Below are 18,248 nucleotides of genomic sequence, written 5' to 3' on the forward strand. Positions count from 1 at the left end.
GCGACGCATGACGGTCACTCACAATCCGTCGGAGATGGCGGAGTTCACCCACTGGCTGGGCGGACTCGCCGCCCGTGCCGAGCGGGCCGGCGGCTGGTGGGCCGTCTTCGCGGAACGGGACCCCGACGGGCTCCGCGCCTGCCTCGACGGCGCCGAACTCCTCCCCTGGGACGTCGTCGCCTCCCTGCTCCAGGACGTGGGGGAGGCCCCGGAGCGCGGACGGGCGCTGTACGCGGCGGCCGCCGGCGCCCACGACCTGCGGCCCGGCGGGGCGGAGGCGCTGGCCGCGCGGCGCGCGCTGATGGAGGACGAGCGGCGCCACGCCGAGACCCGGATCCAGGAGCTCGACCTGCTGCTCCTCACCCACCCCGCGCCGGACTCCGGGGAGGCGGCCCGGCTGGCGCACGACCTCGCCTGGACCCGCGACGACCACGCGCGGGCCACCGCCCGGATCGTCGACCTCACCGACCGCCTCGACCGGCTGCACACCGCCCCGGCACCGGGCACGGGCGCCGCTCCCGCGCAGGAGCGGCGGCGGCCCCGGGGTGCCCGGTACGCCTGGACCGAGGATGCCGACGACGCTGCGGCCGGCCCTGCGCCCGTACCTGTACCCGTCTCCGTACCCGAACTGCCCGCCGGCGGGGCGGCGGAGCCGCGCGGCGCCCGCTTCCGGCTCCGTACCGGGCCTCGTACCGCACCCCGTACCGCCGCGGCACCGGCCTCACCCGGCTCAGCGTCCGGCACCGCGCCTGCCACCTCACCCGGCTCCCCGCCCGACTCCGCGTCCACGGACCGGACCGAGGCCGAGGAGGCGGAACGCGCCGCCGTCAACGCCGTCTACGCCCTCCAGCGGCTGCGCGCCCAGGGGCGGACCGGCGAGGCGCACGTGCTGCTCTGCGAGGCGCTCGGCGGGCCGCCCGGGCGGCTGCCCGCGCTCGCCGGGGAGCTGCACCGCGCCGGGTTCGGCGCCGACTGGGGGACCCTGCTCTGGGAGGCGGCCTCGCTGCCGCCCGCCCGGCTGGCCGCCGTCGCCGGGGCGCTCGCCGACGCCGGCCGCGCCGACGACTGCGAACAACTGCTGCGCCAGGGCCTCGCCCGGCCCGTGGAGGAGCTGGCCGGAGCCGTCGCGGCCCTGGTCGCCGAGGGCCACGAGCCGGAGACGCAGGCCCTGCTCACCGCCTTCATCCGGGTCCGTACCCCCGAGGAGGCGGCCCGGCTCGCCGCCGTCGACACCGCCCTGCTCGTGCCCCGCCTCGGCGCCGCGGCCCGCGGCCTCTCGGCCGCCGACGACCGCGCCCTGCGGCACGCGCTACGGGTCGCGGGCGTCCTGGGAGCCTGAAGCCAGCCTGAGGCCAGCCTGAAACCCCGGAATCATGAGCCCCGGAACCGGAACCGTACGAGCGGGGAGCAGTCGGCACGTGTCGGTACGTGTCCGGTGTGGACCACTCCGGTATGAAACATGATCGACTGCTCTGCTTCCGGGCGGCAGTCTTGCTCCGGGGTGTGACGGGGCTTACGTTCTCCTCCTACGCACCGTGTCTACGGGCGTAGAGGCTCTCTGACGCCGCGCCGAAGGAGCTGCTCATGACTGTCGTACGCGCCGCCCTCGTCCAGGCGACCTGGACCGGCGACACCGAATCCATGATCGCCAAGCACGAGGAGCACGCCCGTGAGGCGGCCCGCCAGGGCGCCCAGGTGATCGGGTTCCAGGAGGTGTTCAACGCCCCCTACTTCTGCCAGGTCCAGGAGCCCGAGCACTACCGCTGGGCCGAGCCGGTGCCGGACGGGCCCACCGTCACGCGGATGCGGGCCCTCGCCCGCGAGACCGGCATGGTGATCGTCGTCCCCGTCTTCGAGGTCGAGTCCGAGGGCTTCTACTACAACACCGCGGCCGTCATCGACGCCGACGGCAGTTACCTCGGCAAGTACCGCAAGCACCACATCCCCCAGGTCAAGGGATTCTGGGAGAAGTACTACTTCCGCCCGGGGAACGCCGGCTGGCCGGTCTTCGACACCGCCGTCGGCAAGGTCGGCGTGTACATCTGCTACGACCGCCACTTCCCCGAGGGCTGGCGCCAACTCGGCCTCAACGGTGCGCAGTTGGTGTACAACCCGTCCGCCACCCACCGGGGCCTCTCGTCCTACCTGTGGCAGTTGGAGCAGCCCGCCGCCGCCGTCGCCAACGAGTACTTCGTCGCCGCCATCAACCGCGTCGGCGTCGAGGAGTACGGCGACAACGACTTCTACGGCACCAGCTACTTCGTCGACCCGCGCGGCCGTTTCGTCGGCGAGGTCGCCTCCGACAAGACGGAGGAACTCGTCGTCCGCGACCTGGACTTCGGCCTCATCGAGGAGGTCCGGCAGCAGTGGGCCTTCTACCGGGACCGCCGCCCCGACGCGTACGACGGGCTGGTCCAGCCGTGAACAGCCTGTACGCCCGCCACCGCGCCGTCCTCCCCGACTGGCTGGCGCTGTACTACGACGAGCCGATCGAGATCACGCACGGCGAGGGCCGGCACGTGTGGGACGCCGAGGGCCGCCGCTACCTCGACTTCTTCGGCGGCATCCTCACCACCATGACCGCCCACGCCCTCCCCGAGGTCACCAAGGCGGTCGCCGAACAGGCCGGCCGGATCGTCCACTCCTCCACCCTCTACCTCAACCGCCCGATGGTGGAGCTCGCCGAGCGGATCGCCACCCTCTCCGGCATCCCCGACGCCCGCGTCTTCTTCACCACCTCCGGCACCGAGGCCAACGACACGGCCCTGCTCCTCGCCACCGCGTACCGCCGCTCGAACCAGATCCTGGCGATGCGCAACAGCTACCACGGGCGCTCCTTCTCCACCGTCGGCATCACCGGCAACCGCGCCTGGTCGCCGACCGGCCTCTCCCCGCTCCAGACGCTGTACGTGCACGGCGCGGTCCGCAATCCCCGGGGTCCCTTCGCGGGCCTCACCGACGAGCGGTTCACCGAGGCGGCCGTCGCCGACCTCGAAGACCTCCTCGGCCACACCCACCGCGCAGCCGCCCTCATCGCCGAACCCATCCAGGGCGTCGGCGGCTTCACCTCCCCGCCCGATGGGCTGTACGCCGCCTTCCGCCGCGTCCTCGACCGGCACGGGGTCCTGTGGATCTCCGACGAGGTGCAGACCGGCTGGGGCCGTACCGGCGAACACTTCTGGGGCTGGCAGGCGCACGGCCAGGCCGGACCGCCCGACATGCTCACCTTCGCGAAGGGCATCGGCAACGGCATGGCGATCGGCGGCGTGGTCGCCCGCGCCGAGATCATGAACTGTCTCGACGCCAACTCCATCTCCACCTTCGGCGGTTCACCCGTCACCATGGCCGCGGGCCTCGCCAACCTCGGGTACCTCCTCGACCACGACCTCCAGGGCAACGCCCGCCGCGTCGGCGGCCTCCTCATCGAACGGCTCCGCGCCGCGGCGGCCGGAGTCGAGACCGTCCGCGAGGTCCGGGGTCGCGGCCTCATGATCGGCATCGAGCTCGCCGACCCCGTCACCGGCCGCGCCGCCCCCGAAGCCGCCTCCGCCGTCCTGGAGTCGGCCCGCGAGAACGGCCTGCTCATCGGCAAGGGCGGCGGCCACGACACCAGCGCGCTGCGCGTCGCGCCCCCGCTCTCCCTCACCGTCGCCGAGGCCGAGGAGGGCGCGGCCGTCCTCGAACAGGCCCTCAGATCCCTCTCACCGGCAGGGGAGTAGCCCCGTGAGCACCCGAACCCTCATCCGGGGCGGCCTCGTCGTCACCGCCTCCGACGAGATCCACGCCGACGTCCTCGTCGAGGACGGCCGCATCGCCGCGCTCGCCGCCCACGGCTCCGACGCGGCGGCCGGCTGGACCGCCGCCCGCGTCCTCGACGCCACCGACCGGTACGTCATCCCGGGCGGCGTCGACGCCCACACCCACATGGAGCTGCCCTTCGGCGGCACCTTCGCCTCCGACACCTTCGAGACCGGCACCCGCGCCGCCGCCTGGGGCGGCACCACGACCATCGTCGACTTCGCCGTCCAGTCCGTCGGCCACACCCTCCGAGAGGGCCTGGACACCTGGTACGCCAAGGCCGACGGCAACTGCGCCATCGACTACGCCTTCCACATGATCATGTCCGACGTCACCCCGACCACCCTGAAGGAGATGCCCCTCCTCATCCAGGAGGGCGTGACCTCCTTCAAGCTCTTCATGGCGTATCCGGGCGTCTTCTACTCCGACGACGGCCAGATCCTGCGGGCCATGCAGGTCGCGGCCGGCACCGGCGGGCTGATCATGATGCACGCGGAGAACGGCATCGCGATCGACGTCCTGGTGGAGCAGGCCCTGGCGAGGGGCGAGACGGACCCCCGGTACCACGGGGAGGTCCGCAAGGCGCTGCTTGAGGCGGAGGCCACGCACCGGGCGATCCAGCTCGCCCGGGTCGCGGGCTCCCCGCTGTACGTCGTCCACGTGTCGGCGGAGGAGGCGGTGGCGGAGCTGGCGGCGGCGAGGGACAAGGGCCTGCCGGTCTTCGGTGAGACCTGCCCGCAGTACCTGTTCCTGTCGACGGACAACCTGGCGGAGCCGGACTTCGAGGGCGCCAAGTACGTGTGCAGTACGCCGCTGAGGCCGAGGGAGCATCAGGCGGCGCTGTGGCGGGGGTTGCGGACGAACGACCTCCAGGTGGTGTCGACGGACCACTGCCCGTTCTGCTTCGTGGGCCAGAAGGAGCTGGGCCGGGGGGACTTCTCGAAGATCCCCAACGGCCTTCCGGGCGTGGAGAACCGCATGGACCTCCTCCACCAGGCGGTGGTGGACGGGCACATCTCGCGCCGCCGCTGGATCGAGATCGCCTGCGCGACCCCGGCGAGGATGTTCGGCCTCTACCCGCAGAAGGGCACGATCGCGCCCGGCGCGGACGCGGACATCGTCCTCTACGACCCGCACGCCACGCAGACGCTGTCCGCCGAGACCCACCACATGAACGTCGACTACTCGGCGTACGAGGGAAGGACGGTCACCGGCCAGGTCGAGACCGTGCTCTCGCGCGGCGAACTCGTCATCGACCAGCGGAAGTACGTCGGCCACGCCGGCCACGGCGCCTTCCTCCCCCGCTCCACCTGTCAGTACCTGAACTAGGAGGCCGCCCCTTGGACTTCGGACTCGTCCTACAGACCGACCCGCCCGCCTCGCAGGTCGTCGGCCTGATGCGCCGGGCGGAGCGCAACGGCTTCCGCTACGGCTGGACCTTCGACTCCGCCGTGCTGTGGCAGGAACCCTTCGTCATCTACAGCCAGATCCTCGAACACACCACCAAGCTCCACGTCGGCCCCATGGTCACCAACCCCGGCACACGCACCTGGGAGGTGACGGCCTCCACCTTCGCCACCCTCAACGACATGTACGGCAACCGCACGGTCTGCGGCATCGGCCGCGGCGACTCCGCGATGCGCGTAGCCGGCCGCAAGCCCAACACCCTGGCCCGCCTCGGCGAGGCGATCGAGGTCATCCGCGACCTGGCAGAAGGCCGAGAGGCGCAGGTCGACGGCAACGCGATCCGCATCCCCTGGGTAAGAGACGGCAAACTCCCGATCTGGATGGCGGCATACGGCCCCAGGGCCCTCGCCCTGGCCGGCCAGAAGGCAGACGGCTTCATCCTCCAACTAGCCGATCCGTTCCTGACAGAGTGGATGGTCAAGGCGGTCCGGCAGGCCGCCGTCGACGCGGGCCGCGACCCCGACGCCCTGACGATCTGCGTCGCCGCCCCGGCCTACGTCACGACGGACGACTCCCCGGAAGCCCTGGCCCACGCCCGGGACCAGTGCCGCTGGTTCGGCGGCATGGTCGGCAACCACGTAGCGGACCTGGTGTCCAAATACGGCGAACACTCCTCGATGGTCCCCGAGGAACTGACGGCGTACATCAAGAACCGCCAAGGCTACGACTACTCCCACCACGGCCGCGCCGACAACCCCGACACCACCTTCGTCCCCGACGACATCGTCGACCGCTTCTGCCTCCTGGGCCCCGCAGAAGCCCACATCACCAAACTCCGCCACCTGCGCGACCTGGGCGTCGACCAGTTCGCCGTCTACAACATGCACGACAACCGCGAGGCCACGATCGACGCCTACGGCTCCGCCGTCATTCCGGCGTTCGGCTAGGAGTGCGGGGGCGGCCCGGTCATCGGCCGCCCCCGCCGGTCGAGAGTGCGTCGAGAAGTGGTCGATGGGGTGGGGTGGGTGGCTGGAAGGTGTTGTGTCGGGGGTGGGTGGGCGGGGATGCTCGAAGCGCGTCGCGGGGCTGGTGTGGGGGGTTAGTTTCGGCCAACTTGGGTGTCTTTTTCGTGATATCGGTTTGCCTTTTTGGGGGTACTCAAACTGTAGTATGCGGTGGCGTTGTTGCCACCCTGGACGGAGTGAGTGCATGGACGGGCAGGACGAGGTGCTGGACAGCTCGACGAGCTGGGTCGCCACGCATGTGAAGAGGTATCTCGCGAGCGACGGGGCCAGTGGACACATCTGGTACGGGAAGCCGACGCTCGTGCTGACCACTCGGGGGCGTACGTCCGGGGCGCTGCGGCGGACCGGGCTGATCTATGGGGAGGACGGGGGGAACTTCGTCGTGGTCGGGTCCAACGGGGGGTCCGACCGGAATCCGCAGTGGTACCTGAACCTGCTCGCCGACCCGCGGGCCCGGATCCAGGTGGCGGCCGACGTGCACGAGGTCGTCGCGCGGGAGGCCGAGGGGGAGGAGCGGGACCGGCTCTGGGACGCGATGGTCGTGATCTTCCCGCAGTACAAGAGCTATCGGAAGAAGACCGAGCGGAGGATTCCCGTCGTGGTGCTGGAGCCGCGCAAGTCCTGAGCTCCTGAGCCATGAGTTCCTGAGCGCTTGTGGGTGTTGACGTGCGGTGGCGGGTGGGCTGGGGAGCCCTTCGTCGCCGGGTGGGGCGGGCCGGCACGGTGAGGGCCCTGTCTTCGGGGGGAGTCACCGTGCCGGTTTCCCCTGCTCGATGTCCGTACGTCGTAAGGGGAGTGTTGTGGGGAGATTCAGCCGCCGGGGGTTCCTGACCGCGGCAGCGGCGGGGGCCGCGACCGTGACCGCGACGGGGGGCGCACGGGCCGAGGCCGGCCGGCCGCCCCGGGCCACGCTGTGCGTGCCCGAGGCGCGGATCACGACCGTGGGGGCGGGCGACGCCCGGTATCACGAGCTGGTCGCCAGGGGGTTCAACGGGCGTTTCGCCGGGGCGCCCGACCGGGTGCACGTGGTGCACTCGGCCGCGCAGGTCGCCCAGGTGCTGACCGCCGCGGTACGGGCGGGCAAGCAGGTCGCCGTGCGCAGCGGCGGGCACTGTTTCGAGAACTTCGCCGACCACCGCGACGTCAAGGTGCTCATCGACACCTCGCCGATGCGCTCGGTCTACTTCGACCGGGAGCGGCGGGCCTTCGCCGTCGAGCCGGCCGCCACGCTCGCCGACGTGTACCGCACCCTCCACTACGACTACGGGGTCACCCTGCCCGCCGGAGTGTGCCCGCAGGTCGGGGCCGGTGGGCACGTCGCCGGTGGCGGGTACGGTCCGCTGACCCGCCGCGACGGCACCGTCGTCGACCACCTGTACGGCGTCGAGGTCGTCGTCGTGGACGCCTCGGGCCAGGCCCGCGTGGTCACCGCGACCCGCGAACCCGACGACCCCCACCGGGAGTTGTGGTGGGCCCACACCGGAGGCGGCGGCGGCAACTTCGGCATCGTCACCCGCTATCTGTTCCGTACGCCGGGGGCACAGGGCGACGACCCCGAGGCGCTCCTCCCGAAGCCGCCGACCCGGCTCCGTACGACCTACGTCACCTGGCCCTGGGCCGACCTCGACCTGGCGCGTTTCACCCGCCTCGTGCGCAACTACAGCCGCTGGTTCGAGGCGCACCACGCCGATCCGCGCTACGGCAGCCTCTACAGCACCCTGCACCTCAACACCCACGCCATCGGCGCGGTCTCGCTGGAGGCCCGCTTCGACGGGGGCCGGGCCGACGCGGCCGAGCTGATCGAGCGGTTCGTCGCGGCGGTCAACGAGGGCACCGGACTGACGCCCGCCGTCGAGCACCAGGACGACCTGTGGCTCCAGGCGACCCTGGGCGCCCGCTTCGACACCGGCGGATACGACCGGCACAAGTCGAAGAGCGCCTATCTGCGGCGTACGTGGACCGCCGAACGGATCGCCACCGTGCACCGCCACCTGACCGACCCCGCCTTCCAGGGGTGGGGCGCGGTCGACCTCTACTCGTACGGCGGCCGGGTGAACAGCGTGCCGTCCGACGCGACCGCGCTGCCGCAGCGCGACTCGATCCTCAAGGCGTGGTTCTCCGTCACCTGGATGGATCCGGCCACCGACGCGCTGCACCTGGCGTGGATACGCGAGCTGTACCGGGACGTCTTCGCCGACACCGGCGGCGTCCCCGTACCCAACGCCGAGCACGACGGCTGCTACATCAACTACCCGGACACCGACACCGCCGACCCCGCCTGGAACACCTCGGGCGTGGACTGGTCGGCCCTCTACTACAAGGACAACTACCCCAGGCTTCAGCGGGTCAAGGCCGCCTGGGACCCGCGGAACGTCTTCCGCCACCCGCTCTCCGTCCAACTGCCCTGAACACCCGAGGAAAGGAACCGAGATCGTGGAGTCACGCCGAGGCGCCGGCACGCACCTCACCCTGGGAGGTGACCTCACCGTCCGCCGGCTGGGCTTCGGCGCGCTGCGGCTCACCGGCCCCCACCACTGGGGACCCCCGGCCAAGCCGGAGAAGGCGATGCAGGTCGCGCGGGAGGCCGTCGCGCTCGGCGTGACCTTCATCGACACCGCCGACGTGTACGGGCTCGGCGCCAACGAGGAACTGCTGGCCGCCGCCCTCCACCCGTACGCCCCCGGCCTCGTCGTCTCCACCAAGGCGGGCGAGGTCCGGCCGGGTCCGCACCAGTGGCGCGCCCTCGGCAGGCCCGACTACCTGCGCCAGCAGGCCGAGTTGAGCCTGCGGCGGCTGCGCCTGGAACGCGTCGAGCTGTTCCAGCTGCACCGGGTCGACCCGCAGGTCCCGCTGGAGGACCAGGTCGGGGCGCTCAAGCAGCTCCAGGACGAGGGGAAGATCCGGCACATCGGACTCTCCGAGGTGACCGTCGAGCAGATCGAACGGGCCCGCGTGGTCGCCCCGATCGTCAGCGTCCAGAACAAGTACGGCCTCACCGACCGCCGTTACGACCCCGAGCTCGCCCACTGCGAACGGGAGGGGATCGCCTTCATCGCCTGGAAGCCGCTCGCGGGGGCTTCCCGCCCGGCCGCGGGGAGCGCCCTCGCCCGGGTCGTCGCGGAGACCGGTGCGACGCCCGCGCAGGTGGCGCTCGCCTGGCTGCTGCACCGCTCGCCGGTCATGATGCCGATCCCCGGCACCTCCTCGCTCGGTCACCTGCGGGCCAACATGGCCGCCGAGCGCATCGTCCTCGACGAGAAGCAGATGGCGCTGCTCGACGAGGGGTGAGCCAAGGAACGGGACCGGGAGGGTCCGGCCGGGCGAAGCCGTCCGCCGGGCCCTCCCGGCACGTGCGCCTCGGGAGCGGAGCGCGTACCCCTCAGGGGCGCAGCTCGGCCGCCACGGACATCACGTAGGAGCCGTACCCGGAGCGGGAGAGGCGGACGCCCAGCCGGTGGCACGCCTCCGCGTCGATGAAGCCCATCCGCAGCGCGATCTCCTCCAGGCAGGCGATCCGCACGCCCTGCCGGTCCTCCATGGTCTGCACGTACTGGCCCGCCTGGAGCAGCGACTCCGGCGTGCCGGCGTCGAGCCAGGCGAACCCCCGGCCGAAGGGCACGAGTTCGGCGCGCCCGGCGTCCAGGTAGACCTGGTTGACGTCGGTGATCTCCAGTTCGCCGCGGGGCGAGGGGCGGATCTGCCGGGCGATCTCCACGACGTCGTTGCTGTAGAGGTAGAGGCCGGTGATGGCGAGATTGGACCGGGGCTTCTCCGGCTTCTCCGCCAGCGACACCAGCCGCCCGTGCTCGTCGACCTCGCCGACGCCGTACCGCTCCGGGTCGGTCACCGGGTAGCCGAACAGGACACAGCCGTCGAGCCCGCGCCGGTGGGTGGCGAGCAGGTCGTAGAAGCCGTTCCCGTGGAAGATGTTGTCGCCGAGGACGAGCGCGACGTCGTCGTCCCCGATGTGGTCGGCGCCGATGAGGAACGCCTGCGCCAGCCCCTCCGGGACCGGCTGCCGCGCGTACGTGAGGGAGAGCCCCAGCTGGCTCCCGTCGCCGAGCAGCCGCTGGAGCTGCGGAATGTCACCGGGCAGCGCGATGATCAGGATCTCGCGGATGTCGGCGAGCATGAGCGCCGAGAGCGGGTAGTAGATCAGCGGCTTGTCATTCACCGGAAGTAATTGCTTCGAAACGGCGAGGGTGATGGGATGCAAACGGCTTCCGTAGCCGCCCGCGAGGACAATTCCTTTCACGACTCCTCCTATTCAGGGGTCTTCCAGGAGACCCTAGGCGGCGGAGTTCCCGCAAACAATGAAGGCTTTGCCGGAGTCGACCGTCGTACGAGGTCAGGGGTGATTCGGACGCTTCTGTCCGGCGGCCTCGATCCGTTCTCGAGTCTGCCGCTTCTGCTTCTGCATAGGGTTCGATGCGTGACCGCGGCCCACAATGCAAGATCGACCACGAGGGAAGGCAGGACGATGGCGAAGGAACTGACCGTCGAGCGACTCTTCGGGATCCTGCGCGAGTGCGCGGGAGAAGAGGAATCCGTAACACGGAGGGAAGACGCGCTCGACGTGGAGTTCACAGAGCTGGGGTACGACTCCCTGGCCCTCCTGGAGACGACCGCCAGGGTCTCCCAGGAGTACCACGTGGAGATCCCGGAGGAGGAGCTGGCGGACGTGCGGACGCCGGCGGCCTTCCTGAAGGCCGTCAACCGGCTGCTCGCGGTGGCGTGAGCGGGACATAGCCGCAGTGCGTGGGGCGGTACCTCCAGAACCCCTTCCGGACGTGCACATTCCGCAGCGTCTCCCGGGAACACTCCGGAGGGTTCGTCACGTTGAAGGACCTGGTAAGCACAGTCTGTCGCTGACCTTTGGGGGAGACCATGGTGAAGCTAGGTGTCTTAGGGCCGTTGTCCGTACAGGTCGGCGGCGACTCACACACGCCGAGCGCACCGAAGATGAGAAGTGTTCTGGCGACGCTCCTCGTGCACGCCGACCAGGTCGTGCCCGTCTCGTCGCTGATCCGGGAGCTGTGGGACGAGGACCCGCCCGTCAGCTGTCTGACCACCTTGCAGACGTACATCCTCAACCTGCGCAAGCTGCTCGCCACGGCCGCCGGACTGACCACCCGGCAGGTCGCCTCGGAGATGCTCGTGACCCGCTCCGGGGGATATCTCTTCCGCTCCGGTCAGGACGACCTCGACGTCCACCGGTTCCACGAGCTCGTCGCGGACGGACGCCGTGCCCTGTCCTCCGGTGACGACGAGACCGCCCTCGCCACCCTCACCAGCGCACTCCAGATCTGGCGCGGGCCCGCCCTGGTCGACGTGACCGCCGGCCGCATCATCGAGGGGCGCCGCCAGCAGTTCGAGGAGTCCCGGCTCGTCGTCCTCGAATACCTCGTCGACACGCAGCTGAGGCTCGGCATGTACCGCGAGGTCCTCACGGAGCTGGCCGCGCTCACCGCGGACAACCCGTACCACGAGGGGCTGCACGCGCAGTACATGCGCGCCCTGTACCTCAACGGGCGGCGCGCCCAGGCCCTGGAGGTGTTCCAGCGGCTCCGGGTCAACCTCGTGAACCACCTCGGCCTCGAACCCGGGCTCACCGCCCAGGACCTGCACCGCTCCATCCTCAACGCGGAACCGATCGACGCCCAGGGCGGTCTGCGCCGGCCCACCGGTGACATCGTCCGCATGTCCTCCGCGGGCGCCTCGCGCGTCTACTGACACCCCGTGGGGCCCGGTCCGCGTGATGCGGACCGGGCCCCACGGGCGTCGGCGTGCGCGCCCGCGTACTCAGCCGCCGACCGAGGCCAGGACGAAGCGCACCGGGGTCGGCAGGTGCAGCGGGCCGTCCCCGCGCAGCCGGTCCAGCTCCGCGATCAGCCGGGCCCGCAGCTGCGCGCTCTCGTACGCCGGCAGGTGCTGCCACAGCAGCCGCATGCCCTGCGTGTGCGACCAGTCCACCCACGTCGTGCCGTCCGCGGCCAGCAGTTCGACGTGCTCGTCGACGATCTCGATGTCCTCGAAACCTGCCCGGACCATGGTGCGGGTCAGCTCGTCCCTGTCCCCGAGCCAGCTGTTGAAGCGGCGCTTCAGCGCCTCCGGCTGCCACTCCGGCGGCAGGTTGCGCAGCAGCCGCTCCGGGATCAGGTCGGTGAAGACCGGCGGCAGGAACGGGAAGGTGTCGTCCGTGAAGACCGGGCTGGTGAAGGCGATCCGGCCGGCCGGGCGCAGCAGCGCCGCGTACCGTCCCAGCGCCTTCGGCGCGTCCGGCAGGAAGATCACGCTGTAGCTGCCCGTCACCACGTCGAACGAGGCCGGCGGGAGATCGGGGTGCTCGCCGTCCATGACCCGCACCTCGACGTGGCGGGCGCCGACCGCGGCCGCCCGCTCGCGGGCCGCCTCCACCATCGCGGGCGCGATGTCGATGCCGAGCACGTGCCCCGAGGGGCCGACCCGGTCGGCGGCCACGAACAGCGCCGCGCCGCGGCCGCAGCCGACGTCGAGGACGCGCTCGCCGGGGCGCGGCGCGACCCGCTCCACGAGCCGCCTCCCCATGGGCGTGAAGAATTCGACGCCCATCTGGTCATAGGTGGCGGCGGCCTCGTTGAACGCCTCGGTCACCGTCGACTTGTACTTCGTCTCGTCCATGGTTCCTCTCCCGATGAGGTAGCCGGCCCGACCACCTTGTCCAGTGCTTCTGGAATGGGGCTCGATCCGTGCTCGGCGTCCACTCGAATTCCGCTTTCCTTTCGGTCGACGAGCCCCGGATCGGATTGTTGCGGGCGTTCCGGGAAGTCAGGATGAGTCCACCGCCCCTTTTCCCGACATGGAGGTCCGCCGTGGCCGATCGCATCGACATCGTGCGCCGCATGGTGAACGCGTACAACACCGGGGACGTCGACGACGTGTCCGAATTCATCCACGCCGAGTACCTGAATCCCGGCGCTCTGGAGCACATGCCCACGCTCCGTGGGCCCGAGGCGTTCGCCCTCGCCGTCAAATGGCTCAAACTCACCTTCTCCGAGGAGGCGTTCCTGGAGGAGATCTCCTACGAGGAGAACGGCAGCTGGGTCCGCGCCAAACTCGCCCTGTACGGCCGCCAGGTCGGCGGACTCGTCGGGATGCCGGCCACCGGCCGCCGCTTCTCCGGCGAGCAGATCCACCTCATCCGGATCGTCGACGACAAGATCCGCGACCACCGCGACTGGCCGGACTACCTCGGCACCTACCGCCAGCTCGGCGAGCCCTGGCCGTCCGAGGAGGGCTGGCGGCCCTGACCCCGTCCGGCCCCCGCGCACCCTCCATACCCAGGGAAGGAATTCGGTGAGCACCACGCCCCCCGCCGGCCCCGGCCCGTCCACTACCTCTCCGCCGCCGGAAGCAACCGACCAGGACGCGACCGACCAGGGCCCCACCGACCAAGACCTGGATGTCCTGCTCAAGCAGCTCGGGAACCTGGTCACGCCGATGGCCGTCCGGGTCGCGGCCACGCTGCGGCTCGTCGACCACCTCAGGGACGGCGCCACCACCGTCCCCCTGCTGGCCGCCCGGACCGGCACCCACGCCCCGACCCTCGCCCGGCTCGTCCGCCACCTCGTCGTCACCGGCGTCCTGGAGAGGGACGGCGAGGGCGACGGGGAGGGCTTCGGCGAGGACGGCGCGCTGCGGCCCACCCGGCTCGGTCTGCTCCTCGCCGACGACCACCCGGCCCAGCAGCGCGCGTGGCTGGATCTGCGCGGCGCCATCGCCCACGCCGACCTCGCCTTCGCCGGACTCCTCGACGCGGTCCGCACCGGCCGGCCCGCCTACCAGGACCGGTACGGGCGCCCGTTCTGGGAGGACCTCTCCGCGAAGCCGGAGCTGGCCGACTCCTTCGACGCGCTCATGTCCTGCGACGAGGATCTCGCCTACGACGCCCCGGCCGCCGCCCTCGACTGGACGGCCACCCGGCACGTCCTGGACGTGGGCGGCGGCAACGGCGCCCTGCTCGCCGCCGTCGCGCGGACCGCGCCGAAGGTCCGCGGCACCCTCGTCGAACTGCCCGGACCGGCCGCCCAGGCCCGCCGGCGGTTCGCCGAGGCGGGGCTCGACGACCGGTTCGCCGTCGTCGACGGCAGCTTCTTCGACCCGCTGCCCGTCACCGCCGACACCGTCGTCCTCTCCTTCGTCCTCCTCAACTGGTCGGACGAGGACGCGCTCGCCGTGCTCCGGCGCTGCGCCGAGGCCCTGGAGCCGGGCGGCCGGCTGGTCGTCCTCGACCGCGCCGACCGGGCGGGCGACGGCGCCGACCGGTTCTTCTCGACCCTGCTCGACCTGCGGATGCTCGTCTTCATGGGCGGCCGGGTCCGCACCCGCGACGAGGTGGTCCGGCTCGCCGCCGACGCCGGGTTCGCCCTCGCCGCCGAGGGCGGCAGCGGCTCCCGCACCCTGCCCTTCGACTTCTCGATCCTTGAGTTCGTCCCCGCGACCGAACCCGCCCCCGTATCCGCCCCCGCGCCGACCCCCTCAGCCAAGGAGGAGCACCACCATGCCTGAACGCCTCGTCCCGAGCGGTGACGTCGACCTGTGGAGCGACGACTTCGGGGACCCCGCCGACCCGGCGCTGCTGCTGGTCATGGGCGGCAACCTGTCCGCGTACGGCTGGCCCGACGAGTTCGCCCGGCGGCTCGCCGACGGCGGTCTGCACGTCATCCGCTACGACCACCGGGACACCGGCCGCTCCACCACCCGCGACTTCGCCGAACACCCCTACGGCTTCGACGAGATGGCCGCCGACGCGGTCGCCGTGCTCGACGGCTGGGGCGTGGACCGCGCCCATGTCCTCGGGCTCTCCATGGGCGCCACCATCTGCCAGGTCCTGGCCATCGACCACCACGAGCGGCTCCTCAGCCTCGCCCTGATGCTCGGCGGCGGCCTCGACATCGACTTCGACGACAACATCGAGCGCGTCATGCGCGGCGAGCCCACCGCCGACGGACTGCCCGGACCGCAGCCGCCGTTCCTGGAGGCCCTGGAGCTGATGTCCCAGCCCGCCGAGGGCCGGGCCGAGGAGATCGACAAGCGGGTCCGCAAGTGGCGCATCCTCAACGGCGACGCCGTCCCCTTCGACGACGCCGAGTACGCGCTGTGGGAGGAGCGGGCCGTCGACCACGCGGGCGGCGCGCTCACCGAGCCGTACGCGCACTACCAGCTCACCCTGCCGCCGCTCGCCCGGGCCGCCGAGCTGAGCCGGGTCACCGCCCCCACCCTGGTCATCCAGGCCGAGCGCGACCCCATCGCCCCGCCGCCGCACGGCAAGCACCTCGCCGGGCTCATCCCCTCCGCGCGGCTCGTCGAGATCCCCGGCATGGGCCACGCCTTGCCGTCCTCCGTCCACGGGCCGCTGGCCGAGGCCCTCCTCGCGCACGCCCGCGCCGCCCGGTGACCGGCCGGGAACCGGCGGCGGAACCGGCCGGAGCGGGACACACCATGTACGGCCGGGACCTCGCCGAGGTCTACGACCTGGTGCACAAGGAGCGCGGGAAGGACTACCGCGTCGAGGCGGAGGCGGTGGCCGCCGCCGCCCGCCGGCACCGCCCCGACGCCTCCCGGCTGCTGGACGTCGCCTGCGGCACCGGCGGCCACCTGCGCCACTTCGCCGAACTCTTCGCCCACGTCGAGGGACTGGAGCTGTCCGAGCCGATGGCGGCCGCCGCCCGCGCGGCGCTGCCCGGCACGGCCGTCCACCCGGGCGACATGCGCGACTTCCGGCTCGACTCCGCGTACTCGGTGATCAGCTGCATGTTCGGCTCCATCGGCTACATGGAGTCCGTCACCGAACTCCGCCTCGCGCTGGGCATGTTCGCCCGCCACCTGGAGCCCGGCGGGGTGGCGGTCGTCGACCCGTGGTGGTTCGACGAGACCTTCCTCGACGGCTACGTCTCCGCCGACGTGGTCACCGTCGACGGAGTGACGGTCTCCCGGGTCTCGCACTCCGCGCGCCGGGGCCGCGCCTCGCACATGGACGTGCACGTCGTCGTCGCCGAACCCGGCGTCTGCGTACGGCACTTCGTCGACCGGCACGTCATCTCCCTGTTCAGCCAGGAGGAGTACGAGGCCGCCTTCCGCGCGGCCGGGCTCCAGGTCGAGTACCTGCCGGGACAGCCCTCCGGACGGGGCCTGTTCGTCGGCGTCCGCGCGTGACCGGGGGAGCGGGCGCCGCCCGCGCACGAGAAGCGAACGACACGGGAGGAGAGACATGAACGACCACGAGGTCGACGTCCTGGTGGTGGGTGCGGGCCTCGGCGGCCTGTCCACGGCGATGTTCCTCGCCCGGCAGGGCGTCCGGGTGCTGGTGGTGGAGCGGCGGACCGGGCTCTCGCCCTACCCGCGCGCCGCCGGGCAGAACCCGCGGACCATGGAGCTGCTGAGGATCGGCGGCGTCGCCGACGAGGTCACCCGGGCCGACGACATCCGCGGCGACCAGGGCGACTTCGTCATCCGGATCGGCCGCACCGTCCGCGGCGAACCCTTCCGCACGGTGGCGGAGAGCTTCGACGACATGGTCGCCGCCACCGCCCCCTGCACCCCGGCCGGCTGGTCCATGCTGTCCCAGGACAAGCTGGAGCCGATCCTCCTCGCGCAGGCCGAACGGCACGGCGGCGCCGTCCGCTTCGGCACCCGGCTGGTCTCCTTCCGGCAGGACGACGACGGGGTGACGGCCGCCCTGGAGGGCCCCGACGGCCCCTACGAGCTACGGGCCCGCCACCTCGTCGCCGCCGACGGCAACCGCAGCGCCGTCCGCGAGTCCCTCGGCATCGGGCGCTACGGGCACGGCACCCTCGCCCTCATGGCCGGCGTCATCTTCGACGCGGACCTGAGCGGCCTTTTGGAGGCCGGCGCCACCGGCTGGTACTACCTCCACCACCCCGAGTTCACCGGCACGTTCGGGCCCACCGACCGCCCCGACCGCTTCACCCTCTTCGTCGAGTACGACCCCGAGAAGGGCGAGAGCCCCGAGGACTTCACCCCGGAGCGGTGCACCGCGCTCATCCGGCTCGCCCTGGAGGCCCCCGGCCTGGAGCCGGAGATCGTCGACATCCAGGGCTGGGAGATGGCCGCCCGGATCGCCGAACGGTGGCGCGACGGACGGGTGTTCCTCCTCGGCGACGCCGCCAAGGTCACCCCGCCGACCGGCGGCATGAGCGGCAACGCGGCCGTCGCCGACGGCTTCGACCTCGCCTGGAAGCTCGGCGCGGTGCTCCATGGCCAGGCCGGCCCCGGCCTCCTCGACACCTACGAGCGGGAACGGCGTACCGCCGCCGAACTCGTCGTCGCCGAGGCGCTCGCCATCTACGCCGAGCGGATGGCCCCGCACATGGCCGACGTGTGGGAGAAGTCCGTGGGGTACGCCGAGACGCTCCTCGGCTTCCGGTACCGCTCCACCGCCGTCCTCGCCGAGGACGACGACCCGGCCCGGGTGGAGAACCCGCTGGAGCCCACCGGCCGCCCCGGCTTCCGCGGCCCGCACGTCCCGGTCCTCCACGGCGGCGCGCCCGTCTCCACGGTCGACCTCTTCGGCGACGGCTGGACCCTGATCGCCGGCGCGTCCGGAGAGGCGTGGGGCCCCGCCGCCGAGAAGGCCGCGGCCGAACTCGACATCCCCGTACGGGTGTTCCGTATCGGCCACGACCTCACCGACCCCGACGACCGGGTGGCGGCGCGCTACGGCACCGGCACGACCGGCGCCAGCCTCGTACGCCCCGACGGCATCGTGGCCTGGCGCACCGGCGAGGCCCCCGCCGACCCCACCGCCGTCCTCGGCTCGGTCCTGCGGCGGGTCCTGGACCGCTGAGGCCGCTGAGGCCACTGAGGGCCACTGGGGCCACTGAGGCCAACTGAGGGCCGCTGACGACGACACGGCGGGCCCGGGGCGGAGGGAAACGCCGCCGGCCCCGGCGGGGGCGGGGGCCGCGGGGCCGGGCCCACCCCCGGGCGGCGGTGGGATCGCGGCGCGGGGCCCCCGCC

General features: G+C 72.1%; 17 protein-coding genes. 15 read left to right on the forward strand and 2 right to left on the reverse strand.

Features of this window, described 5'->3' with window-relative positions; genetic code table 11:
- The first annotated feature begins 7 nt into the window (after positions 1–7).
- The 8 genes from ACFXMG_RS29795 to ACFXMG_RS29830 all read left to right on the forward strand — a co-directional run bounded on the left by ACFXMG_RS29795 (position 8) and on the right by ACFXMG_RS29830 (position 9,518).
- Positions 8–1,339 (forward strand): UL36 very large tegument protein, encoded by a 1,332-nt coding sequence (locus tag ACFXMG_RS29795; RefSeq protein ID WP_383826227.1) that lies wholly within the window; start codon positions 8–10, stop codon positions 1,337–1,339.
- A gap of 245 nt (positions 1,340–1,584) precedes the next feature.
- Complete coding sequence (locus ACFXMG_RS29800; protein WP_383826225.1) at positions 1,585–2,424, forward strand: nitrilase-related carbon-nitrogen hydrolase; 840 nt, start codon at positions 1,585–1,587, stop codon at positions 2,422–2,424.
- Positions 2,421–3,719, forward strand: a complete 1,299-nt coding sequence (locus ACFXMG_RS29805) for an aspartate aminotransferase family protein (RefSeq protein WP_383826222.1) — start codon at positions 2,421–2,423, stop codon at positions 3,717–3,719. Before ACFXMG_RS29800 ends, ACFXMG_RS29805 begins: the two co-directional genes overlap by 4 nt.
- Positions 3,720–3,723: 4 nt before the next feature.
- Positions 3,724–5,127 carry a dihydropyrimidinase gene (gene hydA / locus ACFXMG_RS29810; protein WP_383826219.1) on the forward strand — a complete coding sequence of 468 codons (1,404 nt, stop codon included), beginning with the start codon at positions 3,724–3,726 and terminating at the stop codon, positions 5,125–5,127.
- A gap of 11 nt (positions 5,128–5,138) precedes the next feature.
- Complete coding sequence (locus ACFXMG_RS29815) at positions 5,139–6,152, forward strand: TIGR03842 family LLM class F420-dependent oxidoreductase (RefSeq protein ID WP_383826216.1); 1,014 nt, start codon at positions 5,139–5,141, stop codon at positions 6,150–6,152.
- Between the two features lie 262 nt (positions 6,153–6,414).
- Positions 6,415–6,855, forward strand: coding sequence for a nitroreductase family deazaflavin-dependent oxidoreductase (locus tag ACFXMG_RS29820; protein WP_383826213.1), 441 nt, complete (start codon positions 6,415–6,417; stop codon positions 6,853–6,855).
- Between the two features lie 307 nt (positions 6,856–7,162).
- On the forward strand, positions 7,163–8,638 hold the full coding sequence (locus ACFXMG_RS29825; RefSeq protein WP_383826317.1) for an FAD-binding oxidoreductase: 1,476 nt from the start codon (positions 7,163–7,165) through the stop codon (positions 8,636–8,638).
- Positions 8,639–8,663: 25 nt separating this feature from the next.
- Positions 8,664–9,518, forward strand: a complete 855-nt coding sequence (locus ACFXMG_RS29830) for an aldo/keto reductase (protein ID WP_383826210.1) — start codon at positions 8,664–8,666, stop codon at positions 9,516–9,518.
- Positions 9,519–9,609: 91 nt separating this feature from the next.
- Here ACFXMG_RS29830 and rfbA read toward each other — a convergent pair whose 3' ends face one another.
- Positions 9,610–10,485 (reverse strand): glucose-1-phosphate thymidylyltransferase RfbA, encoded by an 876-nt coding sequence (gene rfbA, locus ACFXMG_RS29835; protein ID WP_383826208.1) that lies wholly within the window; start codon positions 10,483–10,485, stop codon positions 9,610–9,612.
- 225 nt (positions 10,486–10,710) lie between these two features.
- Between rfbA and ACFXMG_RS29840 the strand changes: the two genes are divergently transcribed.
- The gene (locus ACFXMG_RS29840; protein WP_383826205.1) at positions 10,711–10,968 is read left to right on the forward strand and encodes an acyl carrier protein; all 258 of its coding nucleotides are present in this window, start codon (positions 10,711–10,713) and stop codon (positions 10,966–10,968) included.
- A 224-nt stretch (positions 10,969–11,192) separates the two neighbouring features.
- On the forward strand, positions 11,193–11,963 hold the full coding sequence (locus ACFXMG_RS29845) for a BTAD domain-containing putative transcriptional regulator (protein ID WP_383826203.1): 771 nt from the start codon (positions 11,193–11,195) through the stop codon (positions 11,961–11,963).
- 69 nt (positions 11,964–12,032) lie between these two features.
- On the opposite strand, the gene ACFXMG_RS29850 is transcribed toward ACFXMG_RS29845, so the two are convergent.
- The gene (locus ACFXMG_RS29850) at positions 12,033–12,890 is read right to left on the reverse strand and encodes a class I SAM-dependent methyltransferase (protein ID WP_383826200.1); all 858 of its coding nucleotides are present in this window, start codon (positions 12,888–12,890) and stop codon (positions 12,033–12,035) included.
- A 191-nt stretch (positions 12,891–13,081) separates the two neighbouring features.
- Here ACFXMG_RS29850 and ACFXMG_RS29855 point away from each other — a divergent pair, with 191 nt between their 5' ends.
- From ACFXMG_RS29855 to rdmE, 5 genes are read left to right on the forward strand one after another with little or no spacing between them, the layout of a single operon-like run.
- The gene (locus ACFXMG_RS29855) at positions 13,082–13,519 is read left to right on the forward strand and encodes a SnoaL/DnrD family polyketide biosynthesis methyl ester cyclase (protein ID WP_383826197.1); all 438 of its coding nucleotides are present in this window, start codon (positions 13,082–13,084) and stop codon (positions 13,517–13,519) included.
- A 46-nt stretch (positions 13,520–13,565) separates the two neighbouring features.
- Positions 13,566–14,777 (forward strand): methyltransferase, encoded by a 1,212-nt coding sequence (locus ACFXMG_RS29860; protein WP_383826195.1) that lies wholly within the window; start codon positions 13,566–13,568, stop codon positions 14,775–14,777.
- Complete coding sequence (locus ACFXMG_RS29865) at positions 14,770–15,666, forward strand: alpha/beta fold hydrolase (RefSeq protein WP_383826192.1); 897 nt, start codon at positions 14,770–14,772, stop codon at positions 15,664–15,666. The genes ACFXMG_RS29860 and ACFXMG_RS29865 overlap by 8 nt, the downstream gene beginning before the upstream one ends.
- Before the next feature lie 44 nt (positions 15,667–15,710).
- Positions 15,711–16,424 carry a class I SAM-dependent methyltransferase gene (locus ACFXMG_RS29870; RefSeq protein WP_383826189.1) on the forward strand — a complete coding sequence of 238 codons (714 nt, stop codon included), beginning with the start codon at positions 15,711–15,713 and terminating at the stop codon, positions 16,422–16,424.
- A 55-nt stretch (positions 16,425–16,479) separates the two neighbouring features.
- Positions 16,480–18,075 (forward strand): aklavinone 12-hydroxylase RdmE, encoded by a 1,596-nt coding sequence (rdmE, locus tag ACFXMG_RS29875; protein WP_383826186.1) that lies wholly within the window; start codon positions 16,480–16,482, stop codon positions 18,073–18,075.
- The last annotated feature ends 173 nt before the right edge of the window (positions 18,076–18,248 follow it).

This window comes from Streptomyces sp. NPDC059201, assembly GCF_042754585.1.
GTDB lineage: Bacteria > Actinomycetota > Actinomycetes > Streptomycetales > Streptomycetaceae > Streptomyces.